This window comes from Streptomyces fructofermentans (assembly GCF_014651055.1).
In the GTDB taxonomy this organism is placed as follows: Bacteria; Actinomycetota; Actinomycetes; order Streptomycetales; family Streptomycetaceae; genus Streptomyces; species Streptomyces fructofermentans.
In genome coordinates this window covers 314,361-333,660 of the sequence record NZ_BMWD01000005.1, presented here as the reverse complement: position 1 = coordinate 333,660, position 19,300 = coordinate 314,361, and the positions used below count along the sequence as shown (strand labels likewise).

At 71.7% G+C, this 19,300-nt stretch carries 16 protein-coding genes; 14 read left to right on the top strand and 2 right to left on the bottom strand.

Annotation, left to right across the window (positions count from 1 at the left end):
• Positions 1-16 precede the first annotated feature (16 nt).
• The 4 genes from IE265_RS10080 (at position 17) to IE265_RS10065 (ending at position 3,975) form a co-directional block, all read left to right on the top strand.
• Positions 17-1,054 carry an Rv2578c family radical SAM protein gene (locus IE265_RS10080; protein ID WP_190035078.1) on the top strand — a complete coding sequence of 346 codons (1,038 nt, stop codon included), beginning with the start codon at positions 17-19 and terminating at the stop codon, positions 1,052-1,054.
• 236 nt (positions 1,055-1,290) lie between these two features.
• Positions 1,291-2,874: an alpha/beta hydrolase gene (locus IE265_RS10075; protein WP_190035077.1), complete on the top strand. Its 1,584-nt coding sequence runs from the start codon at positions 1,291-1,293 to the stop codon at positions 2,872-2,874.
• 64 nt (positions 2,875-2,938) lie between these two features.
• Entirely contained in the window at positions 2,939-3,337 is a 399-nt protein-coding gene (locus IE265_RS10070; RefSeq protein WP_190035076.1) for a RidA family protein, read from the top strand.
• Positions 3,338-3,444: 107 nt separating this feature from the next.
• Positions 3,445-3,975: a GNAT family N-acetyltransferase gene (locus tag IE265_RS10065; protein WP_190035075.1), complete on the top strand. Its 531-nt coding sequence runs from the start codon at positions 3,445-3,447 to the stop codon at positions 3,973-3,975.
• Here IE265_RS10065 and IE265_RS10060 read toward each other — a convergent pair.
• Positions 3,948-5,003 carry a sensor histidine kinase gene (locus IE265_RS10060; protein ID WP_190035074.1) on the bottom strand — a complete coding sequence of 352 codons (1,056 nt, stop codon included), beginning with the start codon at positions 5,001-5,003 and terminating at the stop codon, positions 3,948-3,950. The two genes, IE265_RS10065 and IE265_RS10060, sit on opposite strands and share 28 nt — an antisense overlap.
• 510 nt (positions 5,004-5,513) lie before the next feature.
• Here IE265_RS10060 and IE265_RS10055 point away from each other — a divergent pair.
• Positions 5,514-6,146, top strand: a complete 633-nt coding sequence (locus IE265_RS10055; RefSeq protein WP_190035073.1) for a response regulator transcription factor — start codon at positions 5,514-5,516, stop codon at positions 6,144-6,146.
• A 421-nt stretch (positions 6,147-6,567) separates the two neighbouring features.
• Here IE265_RS10055 and IE265_RS10050 read toward each other — a convergent pair whose 3' ends face one another.
• Complete coding sequence (locus IE265_RS10050) at positions 6,568-7,161, bottom strand: adenylosuccinate lyase (protein WP_190035072.1); 594 nt, start codon at positions 7,159-7,161, stop codon at positions 6,568-6,570.
• 374 nt (positions 7,162-7,535) lie between these two features.
• Here IE265_RS10050 and IE265_RS10045 point away from each other — a divergent pair, with 374 nt between their 5' ends.
• From IE265_RS10045 to pssA, 9 genes are all read left to right on the top strand, one after another.
• Positions 7,536-9,350, top strand: a complete 1,815-nt coding sequence (locus tag IE265_RS10045; protein WP_190035071.1) for a 3-hydroxyacyl-CoA dehydrogenase family protein — start codon at positions 7,536-7,538, stop codon at positions 9,348-9,350.
• Positions 9,351-9,591: 241 nt separating this feature from the next.
• Entirely contained in the window at positions 9,592-10,407 is an 816-nt protein-coding gene (locus IE265_RS10040) for a TetR family transcriptional regulator (RefSeq protein ID WP_190035070.1), read from the top strand.
• A 523-nt stretch (positions 10,408-10,930) separates the two neighbouring features.
• Complete coding sequence (ccrA, locus tag IE265_RS10035; protein WP_190035142.1) at positions 10,931-12,274, top strand: crotonyl-CoA carboxylase/reductase; 1,344 nt, start codon at positions 10,931-10,933, stop codon at positions 12,272-12,274.
• A 7-nt stretch (positions 12,275-12,281) separates the two neighbouring features.
• Positions 12,282-14,309, top strand: a complete 2,028-nt coding sequence (locus IE265_RS10030) for an ethylmalonyl-CoA mutase (RefSeq protein ID WP_190035069.1) — start codon at positions 12,282-12,284, stop codon at positions 14,307-14,309.
• The gene (locus IE265_RS10025; RefSeq protein WP_190035068.1) at positions 14,306-15,280 is read left to right on the top strand and encodes an HpcH/HpaI aldolase/citrate lyase family protein; all 975 of its coding nucleotides are present in this window, start codon (positions 14,306-14,308) and stop codon (positions 15,278-15,280) included. The genes IE265_RS10030 and IE265_RS10025 overlap by 4 nt, the downstream gene beginning before the upstream one ends.
• 5 nt (positions 15,281-15,285) lie before the next feature.
• Positions 15,286-15,798, top strand: a complete 513-nt coding sequence (locus tag IE265_RS10020; protein WP_190035067.1) for a MaoC family dehydratase — start codon at positions 15,286-15,288, stop codon at positions 15,796-15,798.
• Between the two features lie 2 nt (positions 15,799-15,800).
• Positions 15,801-17,006 carry an acyl-CoA dehydrogenase family protein gene (locus IE265_RS10015; RefSeq protein ID WP_190035066.1) on the top strand — a complete coding sequence of 402 codons (1,206 nt, stop codon included), beginning with the start codon at positions 15,801-15,803 and terminating at the stop codon, positions 17,004-17,006.
• Between the two features lie 170 nt (positions 17,007-17,176).
• Complete coding sequence (locus tag IE265_RS10010; RefSeq protein ID WP_190035065.1) at positions 17,177-17,833, top strand: phosphatidylserine decarboxylase; 657 nt, start codon at positions 17,177-17,179, stop codon at positions 17,831-17,833.
• A gap of 22 nt (positions 17,834-17,855) precedes the next feature.
• Positions 17,856-18,674 (top strand): CDP-diacylglycerol--serine O-phosphatidyltransferase, encoded by an 819-nt coding sequence (pssA, locus tag IE265_RS10005; protein WP_190035141.1) that lies wholly within the window; start codon positions 17,856-17,858, stop codon positions 18,672-18,674.
• Positions 18,675-19,300: the final 626 nt, after the last annotated feature.

The following is a 19,300-nucleotide window of genomic DNA, read 5'->3' as shown; positions in this document are numbered from 1 at the left end:
CTACCGAGGAGGCGTCATGCGCTGGGAGAACCTCACAGCGGAGTCCGACGGCAACCCGTCCGGGAACGCCGCGCTGTTCGGCGCGGACGCGGTGATCACGCGAACGATCGACACGCCCGAGTTCCGTGGGATCACGTTCCACGAGATCCGGGCCCGCACGATCGTGAACCGCGTGCCGGGGGCCTCGCGGATGCCCTTCGAGTGGACCGTGAACCCCTACCGCGGCTGCTCACACGCGTGCGTCTACTGCTTCGCGCGCAAGACCCACAGCTATCTGGACCTCGACACGGGGCTCGGCTTCGACAGCCAGATCGTGGTCAAGGTGAACGCCCCGGACCTGCTGCGGCGCCAACTGGGCTCGCGGCGCTGGCAGGGCGAGCACATCGCGATGGGCACCAACGTGGACTGCTACCAGCGCGCCGAGGGCCGCTACCGGCTCATGCCCGGCATCATCGCCGCCCTGCGCGACCACGCGAACCCCTTCTCCATCCTCACCAAGGGCACCCTGATCCTGCGCGACCTCGACCTGCTGAAGGAGGCCGCCGCCGTCACCGAGGTCGGGATCTCCGTCTCGGTGGGCTTCACCGACCACGAGCTGTGGCGGACCGTGGAGCCCGGCACACCCGCCCCGGAGCGCCGCCTCGACGTCGTACGCGCCCTGAGCGGACACGGCATCGACTGCGGGGTCCTGATGGCCCCCGTGATCCCCTTCCTCGGCGACGAGCCCTCCCAACTGCGGGCGACGGTACGGGCGATCGCCGCATCCGGCGCGACCTCGGTGACCCCGCTCGTGCTGCATCTGCGGCCCGGCGCGCGCGAGTGGTTCATGAGCTGGCTGGAGCACCACCACCCGCACCTGGTGCGCCGCTACGAACGGCTGTACGCGGAGGGCGCGTACGCCCCGAGGTGGTACCAGCGCCGGATCACCCGCCAGGTCCACGAACTGGCCGAGGAGTACGGCATCGGCCCCACGCGCCCGGGGATGCCCCGCAGGCTCCCGGCACCCGCCCCCGAGCCGGACGTCGCGGCACCGACCCAGCTCACCCTGCTCTGACCCGCGCCCGCGCCGCTCCCGTCACCGGCCTGCACCCGCCTCCCGGCCGGCACCCCCCTCCCGGCAGCCGGCCTCCCGGCCGCCCTGGGCCCGCCGCCCCTTCCCGGCATCCGGCCCCATCCCTGGCCCGATGGGGTCAACTCTCGCCATAACCGGCCCTTCCGGGCACGGGCTCCGGAACGATACGGCGAAGGCCGTGGCGTGCACGGCCGGACACCTCCGTACCGGGAGCCACGATGAAGAATCGCGCAGCTGCTCTGTGCGGTGCCGCCGCCGTGATGGCCGGAATGCTCACCGCCGTCCCGGCCGACGCGAGCGCGGGCCCCGCGCCGCGCACCGCCCGGACCGCCGACGCGGCGAAACCGGCCTGGAAGAAGTGCGGCACCTCGAAGTACCCGACCCTCCAGTGCGCGTCCCTGAAGGTTCCGCTCGACCACGCGAACCCGCGCGGCAGGCTGATCACGCTCGCGCTCACCAGGGTCCCGCACACCTCGAAGAAGGCCTACCAGGGCCCTCTGCTGGTCAATCCGGGCGGTCCCGGCGGCAGCGGCCGGAGCCTGGCCGGGTTCGTCGCGGCCTCGCTGCCGAAGGCGGTGGCCTCGCAGTACGACGTCGTCGGCTTCGACCCGCGCGGCGTCGGCGCCAGCAAGCCCGCGCTGAACTGCAGGCCGGGCCACTTCTCGCCCGTGCGGCCCGACTCCGTGCCGAGCACCCCCGCGCTGGCCCGGGCCAACCTCGACCGGGCCAGGGCGTTCGCCGAGGCCTGCGGACGCAAGCACCGGGACCTGCTGCCGTACATCGACACGGTCGACGCCGTGCGCGACATGGACGCCATCCGGCGCGCGCTCGGCGCCCGCTCGATCAACTACTTCGGCTACTCGTACGGGACCTACCTCGGCGCCGTGTACGCCAAGCTCTACCCCGACCGGGTGCGGCGCATGGCGCTCGACTCCGTGGTCGACCCCACCGGCGTCTGGTACGAGGACAACCTCGCGCAGGACCACGCGTTCAACTCCCGCCACCGCGCGTTCATGGCCTGGGTCGCCCGGCACGACAGGACCTACCGCCTCGGCACCGATCCCGAGAGGATCGAGGCCGCCTGGTACGCGATGCGCGCGGCGCTGGCGAAGAAGCCCGCCGACAAGACCGTCGGCGCCTCGGAGCTCGAGGACACCTTCATGCCGGGCGGCTACTACAACGGCTACTGGCCGCATCTCGCCGAGGCGTTCGCCGCCTTCGTGAACGACAAGGACGACGACCCCCTCGTCGCGGCGTACCGGAACTTCGCCGCCGTGGACGCCTCGGGCGACAACGGCTACAGCGTCTACACGTCCGTGCAGTGCCGTGACGCGGACTGGCCGCGCGACTGGAACCGCTGGCGCCGGGACAACTGGGCCGTGCACGAGAAGTCCCCGTTCATGACCTGGAACAACGCCTGGTACAACGCGCCGTGCGCGTTCTGGCCGACGGACACCCTGGAGCCGGTGGACGTCTCCAACCACTCGGTGCCGCCGGTGCTGCTCCTCCAGGCGACGGACGACGCGGCGACGCCTTACGAGGGCGCCGTCACCCTGCACCACCTGCTGGCCGGTTCCGCCCTGGTGGTCGAGGAGGGCGGCGGGAACCACGGCATCACCCTGAGCGGGAACGCCTGCCTCGACAAGCACCTGGCCGCCTACCTGGGCTCCGGCAAGGTGCCGCGCGGCGGCGCGGAGGCCGACGCGGTCTGCGGGGCGAGGCCCGAACCGAAGCCGCTGAGCACCAAGGCCCCCGCCTCGCGCGGCGCGACGCTGCACGGGCTGCTCGGCTTCCGGGGCTGAGCCCCGGGGCGCCCCCGGCGGATGCCGCCGGGGGCGCCCCCGTGCCGTGGTCCACCATGGGCCCATGACCGCACTGACCCGCATCCCCGCTCCCGACGGGGTCGCCCCAGCCACCGCGTACACGCATGTCGTCCTCGGCACCGGCCGCTTCGTCGCCGTCTCGGGCCAGCTCCCGCTCGACGAGGACGGCACGCTCGTCGGGGCGGGCGACCCGGCCGCGCAGGCCCGGCAGGTCTTCGAGAACCTGCGGCGCTGCCTGGCCGCGGCCGGCGCCTCGTTCGACGACGTGGTCAAACTGACCTTCTTCGTCACGGACATGGCGTTCATGCCCGCCGTCCGAGCGGCCCGGGACGAGCACATCGCACCTGACCGGCTGCCCGCCGCCTCGGCCGTGCAGGTCGCCGCGCTGGTCCGGCCGGAGTTCCTGATGGAGATCGAGGCGTACGCGCTGCTGCCGGACTGAGCGGCCGGCCGGGCCCCCGGGCGTCCGCGAGCCACCGCGGCCGGCCCCGGAGTCCGGCGAGCCACCTCGTCGGGGAGCCGCCCGGAACCTGCCCTTAGGGTTCCGGCATGGACGAGCGTCTGCACATCCGCGGGATGACCCTGGCCGACTGCGGCCGTGTGGCCGAGATCCGGGTACGGGGCTGGCAGGCGGCGTACCGGGGCATGATGCCGCAGGCTCATCTCGACGGCCTCGACGTGGCCGAGGAGGTCCCACGCCGGCGGGCCCACTTCGAGCGGGCCGGCGACGGCGTGGTGAACCTGGTCGCCGAGTGGGACGGCGAGGTCGTCGGCTGGGCGTGCCACGGTCCGTACCGGGACGGCGGACTCCGCACGCGGGACGCCGAGCTGTACGCGATCTACGTGGCCCCGGACCGGTTCGGCCACGGTGCCGGAAGCGCGCTGCTCAGGGAGTCCACCGCGCGCTGCGCCGCCGCACGGCATCCCCGGATGCTGCTGTGGGTGCTGGAGCGGAACAGCGGCGCGCGCCGCTTCTACGAGCGCGCCGGATTCGCCGCGGACGGCGCGTCGGAGCCCTTCGAGGTGGGCGGCGTCGAGGTGCCCGAGGTGCGTTACGCGCGGGTGCTGGGCGGCTCCTGAGGGACGTCGGCGTGTTCCGCGCCGGCCCCGGGAAGGCTCACGCAGAACACGGCGCCGCCCGCCCGGCCCGGTTCGTACCAGGCGTCACCGCCGTTGGCGCGGGCGAGACTGCCCGCGATCCACAGGCCGAGCCCGGTGCCCTCGGTCGCCGCCGCGGCGGCGGGCTCGCGGCGGTAGCGCTCGAACAGGTGCGGGACGAAGGAGACGGGCACTCCGGGGCCGTGGTCCGCGACCCTCACTTCGACGCGCCCGCCGGTGCCGCGCGCCGTGACCACGACGGGCTCCCGGCCGTGGACGAGCGCGTTCTCCAGGTAGTTGGTGAAGATCTCGGCGAAGCCCACGGGGTCGGCCCGCGCCACCAGGTGTCCCGGCACGTCGAGCGTGAGGTCCCGTGCGCGGGTGTCCGACTCGGCGAGCCGTTCCAGGAGGAAGTCCCGCACCCGCAGCGTCTCGGGCACCCCCTGCTGCCAGGCGCCGTCGATCCGCGCGGCGGTGAGGAGTTTGCGGACCAGGGCCTGGAGCCGGGCCGTGCGCTCGGCGATCCGGGCGACCAGGTCGGCACGCCGTTCGTCGGTCATACCGGGCGGCGGCTGCCCGAGGACGTGCACCAGGGCGCTCAGCGCGGCTAGGGGGTTGTGCAGTTGGTGCGCCGCGACCGCGGCCACCACGCTCTGCTGCACCAACGCGGCCCGCAGTGCTTGTTCCTCCCGCGGTACCGGGCCCGCGGGGTCCGCGTCGCGCAACACGGCCACGTAGAGGGGGCGTCCGGCGAGACGGGTTCGGGCCACCCGTACGGCGACCCGTGTGCTGCGCCCGTCCGGCAGGGCGAGAGCGATCTCGGTGTCCGCGCCGTCGACCAGGGGCAACGCCAGTACGGAGCCGACCAGTTCGTCCGTGGGCCGCTCCAGCAGCGCGGCGGCCGCCGGGTTGCAGGCGCGCACCAGGCCGTCCGGGTCGAGTGCGACGACGCCGTCGGGCGCGGCGCCGAGCACGGCCTCGGACAGCTCGCGGGGGCCGTCGTCAGTCATCACGGCCGTCCGGGCGGCCGATCAGCCGGCCCGTCGAACCGGTCCCGCCCATGTGCCCGCGCTCCCCTCGTCCTTGTCCCCCGCCGGTGGGGCCGAACGCGCCACCGCCCGGGCGGCGTACGGGCGGGAGCGCGGCGCGCGCCACGGCGGATCCCGTCGGGGGCCCGGTGCGTGTCCGCCCGCCCGGGGTCGCGCGACCGGCGGCCCGGGTCCCGGGGCGGTCGGGCGGGCCGGGGACGCCCGGAGCCCCGTGCGGTGGTCGGCCGCCGGGCTCCCGGGTCGCGCGGCCCGGCGGCGGAGCCCGTCCGTCCAGGGCCCCAGGTGGCTCGCCGCGTACCGGCCGTACCCGGCGTTCCGATCTCAACTGTGGACCTTGGTAAGGGTGTTGGGCCATAGACGCGGAACATATTTCGGTACCGGCCCAATCCCGCGGGCCCGTACGGCACTACGCTCGACGGGCACCGCCACGACCGGCCCGGGGAGCCGGCGTCCGGAGGGGGAGGATCCGGGATGATCCGCGTGCTCGTGGTCGAGGACCAGCGCGCGCTGGCCGACGCCCTGGCCATCGCCATCGCGGCACAGCCCGACCTGGAGTGCGGCGACGCGGTGGGCACGGTCGACGAGGCGTTGCGGGAGGCGGCCCGTCGGCCGCCCGCCGTCGTGCTGATGGACATCCATCTGCCGGGCCGGGACGGCATCGAGGGCACGCGGCTGCTGAAGGCCGCGCTTCCGGCGGCCCGGGTGGTGGTCCTCACGGCGGACGCGACGCCCGACCAGTTGCGGCGCGCGGTGGCGGCGGGGGCCTCGGCGTTCCTCGCCAAGCACAGCGCGTTCGGGGACATCCTCACGGCGATCCGCACGACGGCCCACGGCAAGCTCCTGGTGGAGGGTTCGGCGCTGGCGGCCGGGCCCGCGCGGGGGACCGGGGACAGGTGCGGGCTGACCCGCCGCGAGCGGGAGGTGCTCGCCCTGCTCGCGCAGGGGCACGGTCTCAAGACGATCGCCGAGCGGCTGGTGCTCAGCCGGCACACGGTCCGCGGACACGTGAAGAGCGTCCTGCTGAAGCTGGGCGCGCACAGCCAGTTGGAGGCCGTGGTGACGGCGATCCGCCTGGGAATCCTGCCGGGGCCGACCGGCGGGTGACCCGGGGCGACCCGGCGCCGGGTCGCCCGCCGGTCGGCCGGGCCCCGCCCATGTCGTGTCCGCCGGTTCCCGCGGTCCCGCGAATCGGCCCATCTGAGGGGGGCGTCCGCCCCGCCTGGGGGATGCCCGGGCAGTCCTCCGGTGCCTATCGTGCGGATCGTGCGACCGTCCCGGCGGCGGCACGGACCGCCGCGCGACGACGACCCGAGGCTGTCGCGACCGGCCGGGGGTCGCGCGGACCGGGGCCGCCGGGGAGCAGGGCCCGGGCACACCCGCGCGGACTACGGCAGCGCCGGTCCGCGCCGGTCGTCCCCCTGCCGGTCGTCCGTCTCCCGCCGGACGAACCCCCGGCGGCCCCTCTCCCACCCGTCCCGGGGATCGACGGCCGGGGGGCGAATCGGGTGCAGCGGCGGCGGAGCACTCAGCCCCCGGGCGTGCGGGGCGCGGGCAGCCGCCTGAGCGCGCCGGCCGCCGCCCTGGCCAGTTCCGGGCGGGCCAGCGCCTCGTTCAGCACGGGGCGGGCGCGTTCGTCGCCCAGCGCGCCGAGTCCCTCCACGCAGGCGAGGGCGACCCGGCGGTACGGGTCGTGCGGGCGGAATCTGCGGGCCAGCGTGGTGATGAGCGCGGGGACGGACTCGGGCGCGCGCAGGTCGGTCAGCAGACGTACCGGATGGAGGGCGTAGGCGACCCTCAGCTCGTTGGTGGCCAGGGCTGCCGCCGCGCGGGCGGTGCGCGGGTCCCCGAGCCGGCCGAGGGCGTACGCGGCGGACGCGCAGCGCTGCGGGTCACGGTGGTTGAGGAGCAGGACGAGCGCCTCGAAGGCCCTGCGGTCCCCGGCGAGTCCGAGCCGGAAGGCGGCCACCTCACGTGCCCACAGGGGCTGTTCGGGGGCGGTCAGTACGGCGGCGAGCTCGTCGGGATCCTCGGTGGAGCTGAGCCTCTCGTACGGGGCGGACGCCTCCGGGCCCGCCTCCTGCCGTAAGCGCCGAGTGAGCGATCGCAACTCTTCGTCCATGACGTCGAAGCCTAGGGGCTGCGTCCGGCGGCGACGTACATCACTTCGGCCGAGGGCTGGCGCGCTCGTTACTCGCGGGTTAAGCTCAATCGAGCGAGTCACCCACTCGTGGACTCATCTCGTGGCGGCCTGGTGACGCAGCCGCCGCGAGTGCTTGTCGGTTCGGTACCTCGTGTACCTCTCAGTACGGCACGGCCCCGGGACAGGGCCGGTCGGGTTCTCCTCACCGCTTCGCAGGCCAGTGCACCGCCCCCGCGAACGGCCCGGGCGTGTGCGCTCCGTAGCCCGGATACACCCGCAACCTCCGCACCGCGTACGCCTGTCGGCGTATCCGGGTGCGTCCCTCAGTCGTCACTCATTCCTGGAGTCCCGCGATGGCCGCTCCCCTGTCAGACCCCTCTCCTTCGTCAGCCTCCCCGCTCAGGACCGTCGCCGTCGTCGGCCTCGGCACGATGGGGACCGGCATCGCCGAGGTCCTCGCCCGCGCCGGCCGCGAGGTCGTCGGCATCGACGTCAGCGAACTCGCCGGTGCCCGGGCGACCGCCTCCCTGGAGGCCTCCACCGCCCGCGCCGTGCAGCGCGGCCGGCTCACCGAGCAGGAGCGGGGCGAGACCCTCACCCGCTTCCGCACCTTCACCGACCTGCAGGCCGCGGCGGACGTGGACCTGGTGATCGAGGTCGCCCCGGAGTCGTACGACATCAAGCACCAGATCTTCCGCGAGCTGGACGGGATCGTGCGGCCGGGGACCATCCTGGCGACCGGCACGAACGCCCTGTCCGTGACCCGGCTGGCCGCCGACTCGGCGCGCCCCGAGCGGGTCCTCGGCCTGCACTTCTTCAACCCGGCCCCCGCGATGAAGCTCGTCGAGGTGGTCTCCTCGGTGCTCACCGCCCCCGCGGCCGTCGCCGCCGTGACCGACCTCGCCCTCGAACTCGGCAAGGAGCCGGTCGCGGTGGGCGACCGCCCCGGATTCGTCGCCGACGGCCTCCTCTTCGGCTACCTCAACCAGGCAGCCGCGATGTACGAGGCGAAGTACGCGAGCCGCGAGGACATCGACGCGGCGATGCGGCTGGGCTGCGGGCTGCCGATGGGGCCGCTCGCGCTCCTCGACCTGATCGGCATCGACACCGCGCGCACGGTCCTGGAGGCCATGTACTCCGAGTCCCAGGACCGGCTGCACGCCCCCTCCCCCGTGCTCAAGCAGCTCAGCGAGGCGGGGCTGACCGGCCGGAAGTCGGGGCGCGGCTTCTACACCTACGAGGCCGCCGGCAGCCCGACCGTCGTGCCGGACGCCCTCACCCCGTCCGCCCGGAGCGCCGGTGCGGAGGGCCGGACCGTCCGGTCCGTCGGTGTCGCGGGCTCCGGCACGATGGCCTCCGGCATCGCCGAGGTCTTCGCCAAGTCCGGGTACGACGTCGTGCTCGCGGCCCGCTCCGACGAGAAGGCGCAGGCCGCCAAGGCGCGCATCGGCAAGTCCCTCTCGCGTTCCGTGGACAAGGGGCGGATGACGGCCGAGGCGGCGGCCGAGACGCTGGGCCGGATCACCCCGGCGGGTTCGTACGACGCCTTCTCCGACGTCGATCTGGCGCTGGAGGCCGTCGCCGAGGACCTGGACGTCAAGCAGCAGCTCTTCGCCGTGTTCGACAAGGTCTGCAAGCCGGGCGCGATCCTGGCGACCACCACCTCGTCGCTGCCCGTCGTCGCCTGCGCCCGCGCCACCTCGCGTCCCGAGGACGTGATCGGCATGCACTTCTTCAACCCGGCCCCCGCGATGAAGCTCGTCGAGGTCGTGCGGACCGTGCTGACGGCCGACGACGTGCACGCCACGGTCCGCGAGGTGTGCGCGAAGGTCCGCAAGCACCCGGTGGACTGCGGCGACCGCGCGGGCTTCATCGTGAACGCGCTGCTGTTCCCCTACCTCAACAACGCGATCAAGATGGTCGAGGAGCACTACGCCTCGCTCGACGACATCGACGCGGCGATGAAGCTCGGCGGCGGCTACCCGATGGGCCCGTTCGAGCTGCTCGACGTGGTCGGCCTGGACGTCTCGCTCGCCATCGAGAAGGTCCTGCACCGCGAGTTCCGCGACCCGGGCCTCGCCCCGGCTCCGCTGCTGGAGCACCTGGTGGCCGCGGGCTGCCTCGGCCGCAAGACGGGCCGCGGCTTCCGCGAATATGCGCGGCGCTGAGCGACGCGAGGACGGCTCGGACGGCCGGCCCGGCGGCGGGCCCGACGGCAGATCCGGCCCCGGGCCCCTCGGTGGGTCCGGGGCCCCGCCCCCGGGCCGCCCCGGCGGCCGGGAGGCGGACCGGGCGGACTGGGGCGGTCTGCTGGACCCGGCCACGGGACCAGTGCCCGCCCTCGCCCCGGCGCCCGCGGGGATCCCCGCTCATGAGCGCTCCGCTGCACAGATGCAGTACGTTCGGGGCATGTCCCAGCCCGCCAAGTCCTCCCGTACACCAGCCACGTCAGACGCGCCGGAGAGCGCGGCGGGCAGCCGCGCGGCCGCGCAACGGCTCAAGATGCGCCGAGAGCTGGCGGCCGCCGCGATGGAGCTCTTCGCGACGAAGGGGTACGAGGCCACGACCGTCGACGAGATCGCGGCGGCGGCCGGGGTCGCCCGGCGCACCTTCTTCCGCCACTTCCGCTCCAAGGAGGAGGCGATCTTCCCGGACCACGACGACACCCTGATCCGGGCCGAGGCGGTACTGAAGGCGGCTCCCGCGCACGAGCACCCGCTGGACACGGTGTGCCGCGGCATCAAGGAAGTCATGAAGATGTACGCGGCCCGCCCGGAGATCTCGGTGTCGCGCTACAAGCTCACGCGCGAGGTGCCGACGCTGCGGGAGGCGGAGATCGCGTCCGTGGCCCGCTACGAGCGGCTGTTCACCCGCTATCTGCTGGGCCACTTCGACGAGCACGCCCACGACGACGACTCCAACGACGACCCGCTGCTCGCCGAGGTCGCCGCGTCGGCCGTGGTCACGGCCCACAACCACGTCCTGCGGCGGTGGCTGCGGGCCGGGGCCCAGGGGGACGTCGAGGCGCAGCTGGACCACGCGTTCTCGATCGTGCGGAAGACCTTCGGCACGGGCATCGGGGCCGGGCGGGACACGGCGCCCCGGCCGGCGCCCGCGTCCACCGCCTCGGTGGAGGGCGAGGTGCTGGTCACCGTGGCGCGCGTGGACGCTCCGCTGGACCAGGTGATGCGCACGATCGAGCAGGCGCTCAAGGAACGGTCGTAGCCCCTTCCCTCTCCGCCCCGGGCTCCAGGCCTCCGGTCCCGGGCTCCAGGCCTCCGGTCCCGAGGCCGCGGACCCTGACCGCTCACTCGTGACCGCTCACCCCTGACTCCTCACCCCGGGCCGTTCCCTCCCCTCCCACCGCCGGACGGGCTCATCGCGAGCGCGTCCGGCTTACTTATGCCCGAATCAGGGCATTATCGTCCTTCACCTGATCGATCATCGCTCACGTGTTACGTAAAGATTTCACCTGAGCGCAACTTCTGGCACTGCGTGCCTTGCCACGTGACACGGCGTGCCATACGTTGAAGGAGTCCGGGCGGCCGGCGTGCAGAGACCCTTCGTACGCCGGCTGTCCCCGCAAACCTTCGGTCTGCGCGCCCGGACGCCTGCGTCACAGGCAACCTTCCGCGCCACAAAGCGCTGCCGAGCTCCACCCTCCGCCGAACCGACGGCACACCCCACCACCCGCAGCATCCACCCCGACGTAACCCTCAGCGTTCCTCGGACGCGCATCGCCGGAGGCATCACCGTGAAGGAAATCCTGGACGCGATTCAGTCGCGGACCGCCACGTCCGCCGACTACGCCGCACTCCCCCTCCCCGAGTCCTACCGCGCGATCACCGTGCACAAGGACGAGGCGGAGATGTTCGCCGGGCTCAGCAGCCGCGACAAGGACCCCCGCAAGTCGATCCACCTGGACGACGTCCCGGTGCCGGAGCTCGGCCCCGGCGAGGCCCTGGTGGCCGTCATGGCGTCCTCCGTGAACTACAACTCGGTCTGGACGTCGATCTTCGAGCCGGTGTCGACGTTCAACTTCCTGGAGCGCTACGGGCGGCTCAGCGACCTGAGCAAGCGCCACGACCTGCCGTACCACATCATCGGTTCGGACCTCGCGGGCGTCGTCCTGCGCACCGGCCCGGGTGTCAACTCCTGGAAGCCCGGTGACGAGGTCGTCGCCCACTGCCTCTCCGTCGAGCTGGAGTCCTCCGACGGGCACAACGACACGATGCTCGACCCCGAGCAGCGCATCTGGGGCTTCGAGACCAACTTCGGCGGGCTCGCCGAGATCGCGCTCGTCAAGTCCAACCAGCTCATGCCCAAGCCGGACCACCTGAGCTGGGAGGAGGCCGCCGCCCCCGGACTGGTGAACTCCACCGCCTACCGGCAGCTCGTCTCCCGCAACGGCGCCGGCATGAAGCAGGGCGACAACGTCCTGATCTGGGGCGCGAGCGGCGGACTCGGCTCGTACGCCACGCAGTTCGCGCTCGCCGGCGGGGCCAACCCGATCTGCGTCGTCTCCAGCGAGCAGAAGGCGGACATCTGCCGCTCGATGGGCGCCGAGGCGATCATCGACCGCAACGCCGAGGGCTACAAGTTCTGGAAGGACGAGAACACCCAGGACCCGAGGGAGTGGAAGCGCTTCGGCAAGCGCATCCGCGAGTTCACCGGCGGCGAGGACATCGACATCGTCTTCGAGCACCCGGGCCGCGAGACCTTCGGCGCCAGTGTCTACGTCACCCGCAAGGGCGGCACCATCACCACCTGCGCCTCGACCTCGGGCTACATGCACGAGTACGACAACCGCTACCTGTGGATGTCCCTGAAGCGGATCATCGGCTCGCACTTCGCGAACTACCGCGAGGCGTGGGAGGCCAACCGCCTCGTCGCCAAGGGAAAGATCCACCCCACGCTCTCCAAGGTCTACTCCCTGGAGGAGACCGGGCAGGCCGCCCACGACGTGCACCGCAACCTCCACCAGGGCAAGGTCGGCGTCCTCGCGCTGGCGCCCCGGGAGGGCCTGGGCGTGCGCGACGAGGAGAAGCGCGCGCAGCACATCGACGCCATCAACCGCTTCCGGAACGTCTGAGGCCCCCATGACTGAGCGCCAGAAGGACCGGCCGTGGCTGATGCGCACGTACGCCGGCCACTCCACGGCAGAGGCGTCCAACGAGCTGTACCGGCGCAACCTCGCGAAGGGTCAGACCGGCCTGTCGGTCGCCTTCGACCTGCCGACCCAGACCGGGTACGACCCCGACCACGTCCTCGCCCGCGGCGAGGTCGGCCGGGTCGGGGTGCCGGTCTCGCACGTCGGTGACATGCGCCGGCTGTTCCAGGACATCCCCCTGGAGCAGATGAACACCTCGATGACCATCAACGCCACCGCCATGTGGCTGCTGGCGCTCTACCAGGTCGTCGCCGAGGAGCAGGGCGCCGACATCACCAAGCTCCAGGGGACCACGCAGAACGACATCGTGAAGGAGTACCTGTCACGGGGGACGCACGTCTTCCCGCCGGTGCCCTCGCTCCGTCTGACGACGGACATGATCTGCTACACGGTCAACAACATCCCGAAGTGGAACCCGATCAACATCTGCAGCTACCACCTGCAGGAGGCTGGGGCCACCCCGGTCCAGGAGATCGCGTACGCGATGTCCACCGCGATCGCCGTCCTGGACGCGGTGTTCGCGTCCGGCCAGATCGCCGAGGACCAGAAGGGCGACGTCGTCGCGCGCATCTCCTTCTTCGTGAACGCGGGCGTCCGCTTCGTCGAGGAGATGTGCAAGATGCGGGCGTTCGGCCGCATCTGGGACCGGATCACGCGTGAGCGGTACGGGATCGAGAACCCGAAGCACCGGCGCTTCCGGTACGGCGTCCAGGTCAACTCCCTGGGGCTGACCGAGGCTCAGCCGGAGAACAACGTCCAGCGCATCGTGCTGGAGATGCTGGCCGTCACGCTCTCGAAGGACGCACGCGCGCGTGCCGTGCAGCTCCCCGCGTGGAACGAGGCCCTCGGGCTGCCCCGGCCCTGGGACCAGCAGTGGTCGCTGCGGCTGCAGCAGGTGCTCGCCTACGAGAGCGACCTGCTGGAGTACGCGGACATCTTCGAGGGCTCCCACGTCGTCGAGGCCAAGACGGCGGCCCTCGTCGAGGAGTCCCTCGCCGAGATCGACCGCATCCAGGAGATGGGCGGCGCGATGGCCGCCGTCGAGTCGGGCTACCTGAAGTCGCAGCTCGTCTCGTCGCACGCCGAGCGCCGCGCCCGGATCGAGTCCGGGCAGGAGAAGATCGTCGGCGTCAACATCTTCGAGTCGACGGAGCCGAACCCGCTCACCGCCGACCTGGACGCGGCCATCCAGACCGTCGACCCGGCGGTCGAGGCCCGCGTGGTCGCGGCGCTCAAGGACTGGCGCGACACCCGCTACCAGCCGCCCTTCAACCACCCGCGCCCCTGCAAGGCGCTGGAGCGTCTGAAGGAGGCGGCGAAGGGCACCGGCAACCTCATGGAGGCCACCCTGGAGTGCGCCCGCGCCGGCGTCACCACCGGCGAGTGGTCCGGGGCCCTGCGCGAGGTGTTCGGCGAGTTCCGCGCCCCCACCGGCGTCTCGTCCGCGCCCGTCGCGGTGAGCGCCGAGGAGGGCACGGCCATGGCGCTGGTCCGCCGCAAGGTGGAGCTGACGGCCAAGGACCTCGGGGTGGGCAAGATCCGCTTCCTGGTGGGCAAGCCCGGTCTCGACGGACACTCCAACGGGGCCGAGCAGATCGCCGTGCGGGCCCGCGACGCCGGCTTCGAGGTGGTCTACCAGGGCATCCGGCTCACGCCCGAGCAGATCGTGGACGCGGCCGTGGCCGAGGACGTGCACGCCGTCGGCCTGTCCATCCTGTCCGGCTCGCACGCGCAACTGGTGCCGGACGTGCTGGTGCGGCTGCGCGAGGCCGGTGCGCCCGACATCCCGGTGATCGCCGGCGGGATCATCCCGAACGCCGACGCCGAACAGCTGCGGGCCGCGGGAGTGGCCGCGGTCTTCACCCCGAAGGACTTCGACATCACCGGAATCATCGGCCGTATCGTCGACGAGATCCGGAAAGCGAACAAGCTCGACCCCCTGGAGGTCCCCGCATGACCAGCCCTGTTCCCCAGGTCAACCGCCTTCGTCCGCGGCGCTCCTGCCTGGCCGTCCCGGGAAGCAACCCCCGGTTCCTGGAGAAGGCCCAGGGCCTCCCCGCGGACCAGGTCTTCCTGGACCTGGAGGACGCCTGCGCCCCGCTGGCCAAGCCGGACGCACGGCACACCATCGTCAAGTTCCTCAACGAGGGCGACTGGACCGGCAAGACGCGGGTCGTGCGCGTCAACGACTGGACGACCGAGTGGACGTACCGCGACGTCGTCACCGTCGTCGAGGGCGCGGGGCAGAACCTCGACTGCATCATGCTGCCGAAGGTCCAGGACGCCCAGCAGGTGGTGGCGCTCGACCTGCTGCTGACGCAGATCGAGAAGACGATGGGCTTCGAGGTCGGCAAGATCGGCATCGAGGCGCAGATCGAGAACGCCCAGGGCCTGAACAACGTCAACGAGATCGCCACGGCGTCCCAGCGCGTCGAGACGATCATCTTCGGCCCGGCCGACTTCATGGCGTCGATCAACATGAAGTCGCTGGTCGTGGGCGAGCAGCCGCCCGGCTACCCGGCGGACGCCTACCACTACATCCTGATGAAGATCCTGATGGCCGCCCGCGCCAACAACCTCCAGGCGATCGACGGCCCGTACCTCCAGATCCGCAACATCGACGGCTACCGCGCGGTCGCGCAGCGCGCCGCGGCCCTCGGCTTCGACGGCAAGTGGGTGCTCCACCCGGGCCAGGTCGAGGCGTCCAACGAGATCTTCTCGCCCTCCCAGGAGGACTACGACCACGCCGAGCTGATCCTGGACGCGTACGACTACTACACGTCCGAGGCGGGCGGCAAGAAGGGCTCGGCGATGCTCGGCGACGAGATGATCGACGAGGCCAGCCGCAAGATGGCGCTCGTCATCTCGGGCAAGGGCCGGGCCGCCGGCATGCAGCGCACCAGCTCGTTCGAAGCCCCGGAGGCCTGAGCACCATGCAGTTCGGACGCACCTACGAGGAGTTCGAGGTCGGCGCTGTCTACAAGCACTGGCCCGGCAAGACCGTCACGGAGTACGACGACCACCTGTTCTGTCTCCTGACGATGAACCACCACCCCCTCCACATGGACACCAACTATGCGGAGAACACGACGGACTTCGGCAAGAACGTCGTCGTGGGCAACTACATCTACTCGCTGCTCCTCGGCATGTCGGTGCCGGACGTCTCCGGCAAGGCCATCGCCAACCTGGAGATCGAGTCGCTGCGGCACGTGGCGCCGACCTTCCACGGCGACACGATCTACGGCGAGACCACGGTCCTCGACAAGACGCCCTCCCGGTCGAAGAACGACCGCGGCATCGTGTACGTCGAGACCAAGGGGTACAAGCAGGACGGCACGCTGGTCTGCGTGTTCCGCCGCAAGGTGATGGTCCCCACCGAGACGTACATCAAGGAGCGCGGCGGCGAGCAGCCCGGCCGCCCCCGGCTCAAGGAGCAGGAGAAGTAGCCATGGCGCGACTCGCCCAGACCGCCGGTCTCACCGACATCCAGCGGGAGATCCTGTCCACCGTGCGGGACTTCGTGGACAAGGAGATCATTCCGGTCGCCACCGAGCTGGAGCACCGCGACGAGTACCCGCAGGCGATCGTCGACGGTCTCAAGGAGTTGGGCCTCTTCGGCCTGATGATCCCCGAGGAGTACGGGGGTCTGGGCGAGTCCCTCCTCACCTACGCGCTGTGCGTGGAGGAGATCGCCCGCGGCTGGATGTCCGTCTCGGGCATCATCAACACCCACTTCATCGTGGCGTACATGCTCAAGCAGCACGGCACGCAGGAGCAGAAGGACCACTTCCTGCCGCGCATGGCGGCCGGCGAGGTCCGCGGCGCGTTCTCGATGTCCGAGCCCGGACTCGGCTCGGACGTGTCGGCCATCACGTCGAAGGCGGTGAAGGACGGCGACGAGTACGTCCTCAACGGCCAGAAGATGTGGCTGACGAACGGCGGCACGTCGACCCTGGTGGCCGTTCTCGTCCGAAGTGACGAAGGACACCCCGAGGGCACGGCCCCCCACAAGTCGATGACGACCTTCCTGGTCGAGAAGGAGCCCGGCTTCGGCGAGGTCCGCCCGGGCCTGACGATCCCCGGGAAGATCGACAAGATGGGCTACAAGGGCGTCGACACGACCGAGCTCATCATGGACGGACTGCGCATTCCGGCCAATCGTGTCCTCGGCGGGGTCACCGGCCGAGGGTTTTACCAAATGATGGACGGCGTCGAGGTCGGGCGCGTGAATGTGGCGGCGCGTGGTTGCGGCGTCGCTCAGCGTGCGTTCGAACTGGGTGTCTCGTATGCCCAGCAGCGTCACACTTTCGGCAAGGCCATCGCTCAGCACCAGGCGATTCAGTTCAAGCTGGCCGAGATGGCTACCAAGGTCGAGGCCGCTCATGCGATGATGGTGAACGCAGCACGCAAAAAGGACTCCGGGGAGCGAAACGACCTCGAAGCAGGGATGGCGAAGTACCTCGCCTCCGAGTACTGCAAGGAGGTCGTCGAGGACGCCTTCCGGATCCACGGCGGCTACGGCTTCTCCAAGGAGTACGAGATCGAGCGCCTCTACCGCGAGGCTCCGATGCTGCTGATCGGCGAGGGTACCGCCGAGATCCAGAAAATGATCATCGGACGCAGGTTGCTCGAAGAGTATCGGTTCCAGGGCTAGATGTTCTGATTCGGGGTGTTTTCATCGAGAAGAAGATCACACCCCGTCAACACTCTTCGGCAGTCGACTCGGCTTCCTGGCTTGCCCAGTTGTGGCCCGCGACCGGTACCATCCCGGGAAAGCCGCCGTCCCCCGTTACAGCGCGGCATCATCCGCTACGAAGGTCATCCATGCCCCACAGCCAAACCTCTGCACCACGCGACAGCCTGGTCGGCGTACGTATTGCGCGCGGAGCATCGCCGTGGCTCCTCCCGACCGTCGCCACCGCAGCCCTCAGCCTGGTACGCGCGCGCCACTCCGGCGCGGCCAAGGCCGTGGCCGTGCCTGCCACCGCTCTGGCGGCGGGCATGCTGTGGTTCTTCCGCGACCCCGAGCGCGAGATCGCCCAGGGCCGGGTCATCTCCCCGGCCGACGGCGTGGTGCAGAGCATCATGCCGTGGAAGGACGGGCGCACCCGCGTCGCGATCTTCATGAGCCCGCTGAACGTCCACGTCAACCGCGCGCCCCTTTCCGGCACGGTGACGTCGGTCGAGCACATCCCCGGCGGGTTCGTACCGGCGTTCAACAAGGAGAGCGAGAACAACGAGCGCGTTGTCTGGCACTTCGACACAGAACTCGGCGACATCGAGATGATCCAGATCGCCGGAGCCGTGGCGCGGCGCATCGTCCCCTACATCCCTCAGGGCACGAAGGTCGAGCAGGGTGACCGGATCGGACTGATCCGCTTCGGGTCGCGCGTCGACATCTACCTCCCCGAGGGTGTCGAGGTCGACGTGGAGGTGGGTCAGAAGACCGTGGCTGGGGTGACTCGAATTGACCGTGATTGATCCCGAGACCCAGGCCGGCTGGGTGCCGGAGGCCGACGAGGCGGACGAAGAGGAGGAGATGCCCCTCTCGCTCCGCCTCTCGATAGCGGACACCCTCACCCTCGGCAACGCGACGTGCGGCTTCATGGCGGTGTACTTCACCACCACGGGCATTCTGATCCCGCACCTCACGGGCAGCCAGGAGACGGGCATGGCGCGCCACAGCGCCGCCACCGCCGTGATCCTGATGCTGTGCGCCGCGGTCTTCGACCTGTTCGACGGACTGGTGGCCCGCAAGCTGCGCTCCTCCCCGATGGGCGCGGAGCTGGACAACCTGTCCGACCTGATCAGCTTCGGTCTGGCACCCGCCTACTTCGTGCTGGTCTACGGCATGGTCGCGGACGACGCGCACCAGCGGGTCGCCGCGGTCGGGGCGATCGTGGTCCTGCTCGCCGTGGTCCTCCGGCTCGCCAGATTCTCGTGCGTGACGGTGAAGGACGGCACGTTCCAGGGCATGCCGTCGCCGTTCGGGGCGCTGACCGTGGTCTCGATCGTCCTGCTGGAGCTGCCGTTCGTCGCCACGCTCATGGCGATCCTCGGCACCGCCTGGCTGATGGTGAGCCGGGTCGAGTACCCGAAGCCCCGGGGCCGCCTCGCGGTCGCGATGCTCTCCTGGATCGTGCTCAGCATGGCCCTGCTGGCGGCCTGGGCGTTCGACGCCCCCGGCGGTCAGCTGCTGCTCCAGACCGGCTGCGCGCTGCAGCTCGTGATGGGCGCGGTGATCCCGTTGTTCGCCACGGCCCGCCGGGTGAACAACTTCCGCGACAACCGCCGTGAGGCGCGGGCGGCGCAGCTTCCGTAGCGTCCGCCGTACGACCTGTGAAGGGCCCCGAACCAGCCGGTTCGGGGCCCTTCCCGTTTCCGGGGACGCCACGCGGTGGGACCGCTGACGGGTTCGGCTCGGGCGCGCCGCTCCCCGGGGCCGCGTCCCCCGGGGAGCGGCGGAGGACCGCCGTCCCCCGGGGAGCGGCGGAGGACCGCGGAAGGGCGTGTTCGCGCCACGGACGTCCAGCCGGGCGGACGAACGGGGAAAAGCGGGTGCCGGACGGCCACAGGGCGCCCACAGGGGCCCCACAGGGCCGCCACGGGGGTCCGGGCGTCCACGGCGGGGCCCCGGACTCCGCGACGGGCCCCCTGTGCGGGGTCCGGGGCGGGGCGCCGGGCCTGTGAGCGGGGTCCGCGGCGGCCGGCCGAGGCCGTGAGCGCGGTGGCCGGTGACCCGTGGCCGGTGACCCGTGACCCGTGACCCGTGACCCGTGGCCGGTGGCCGGTGGCCCGTGGCCCGTGGCCCGTGGCCCGTGGCCCGTGGCCCGTGGCCCGTGGCCCGTGGCCGGGTGATCGCGGAGGGGGCCGGCGCTGTGGAAGGTGGCCGGTGGTCGTCCGGTCGGGGGCGGACAACCACGCCGGCGGGCGGGCGGTCCGGGTGGC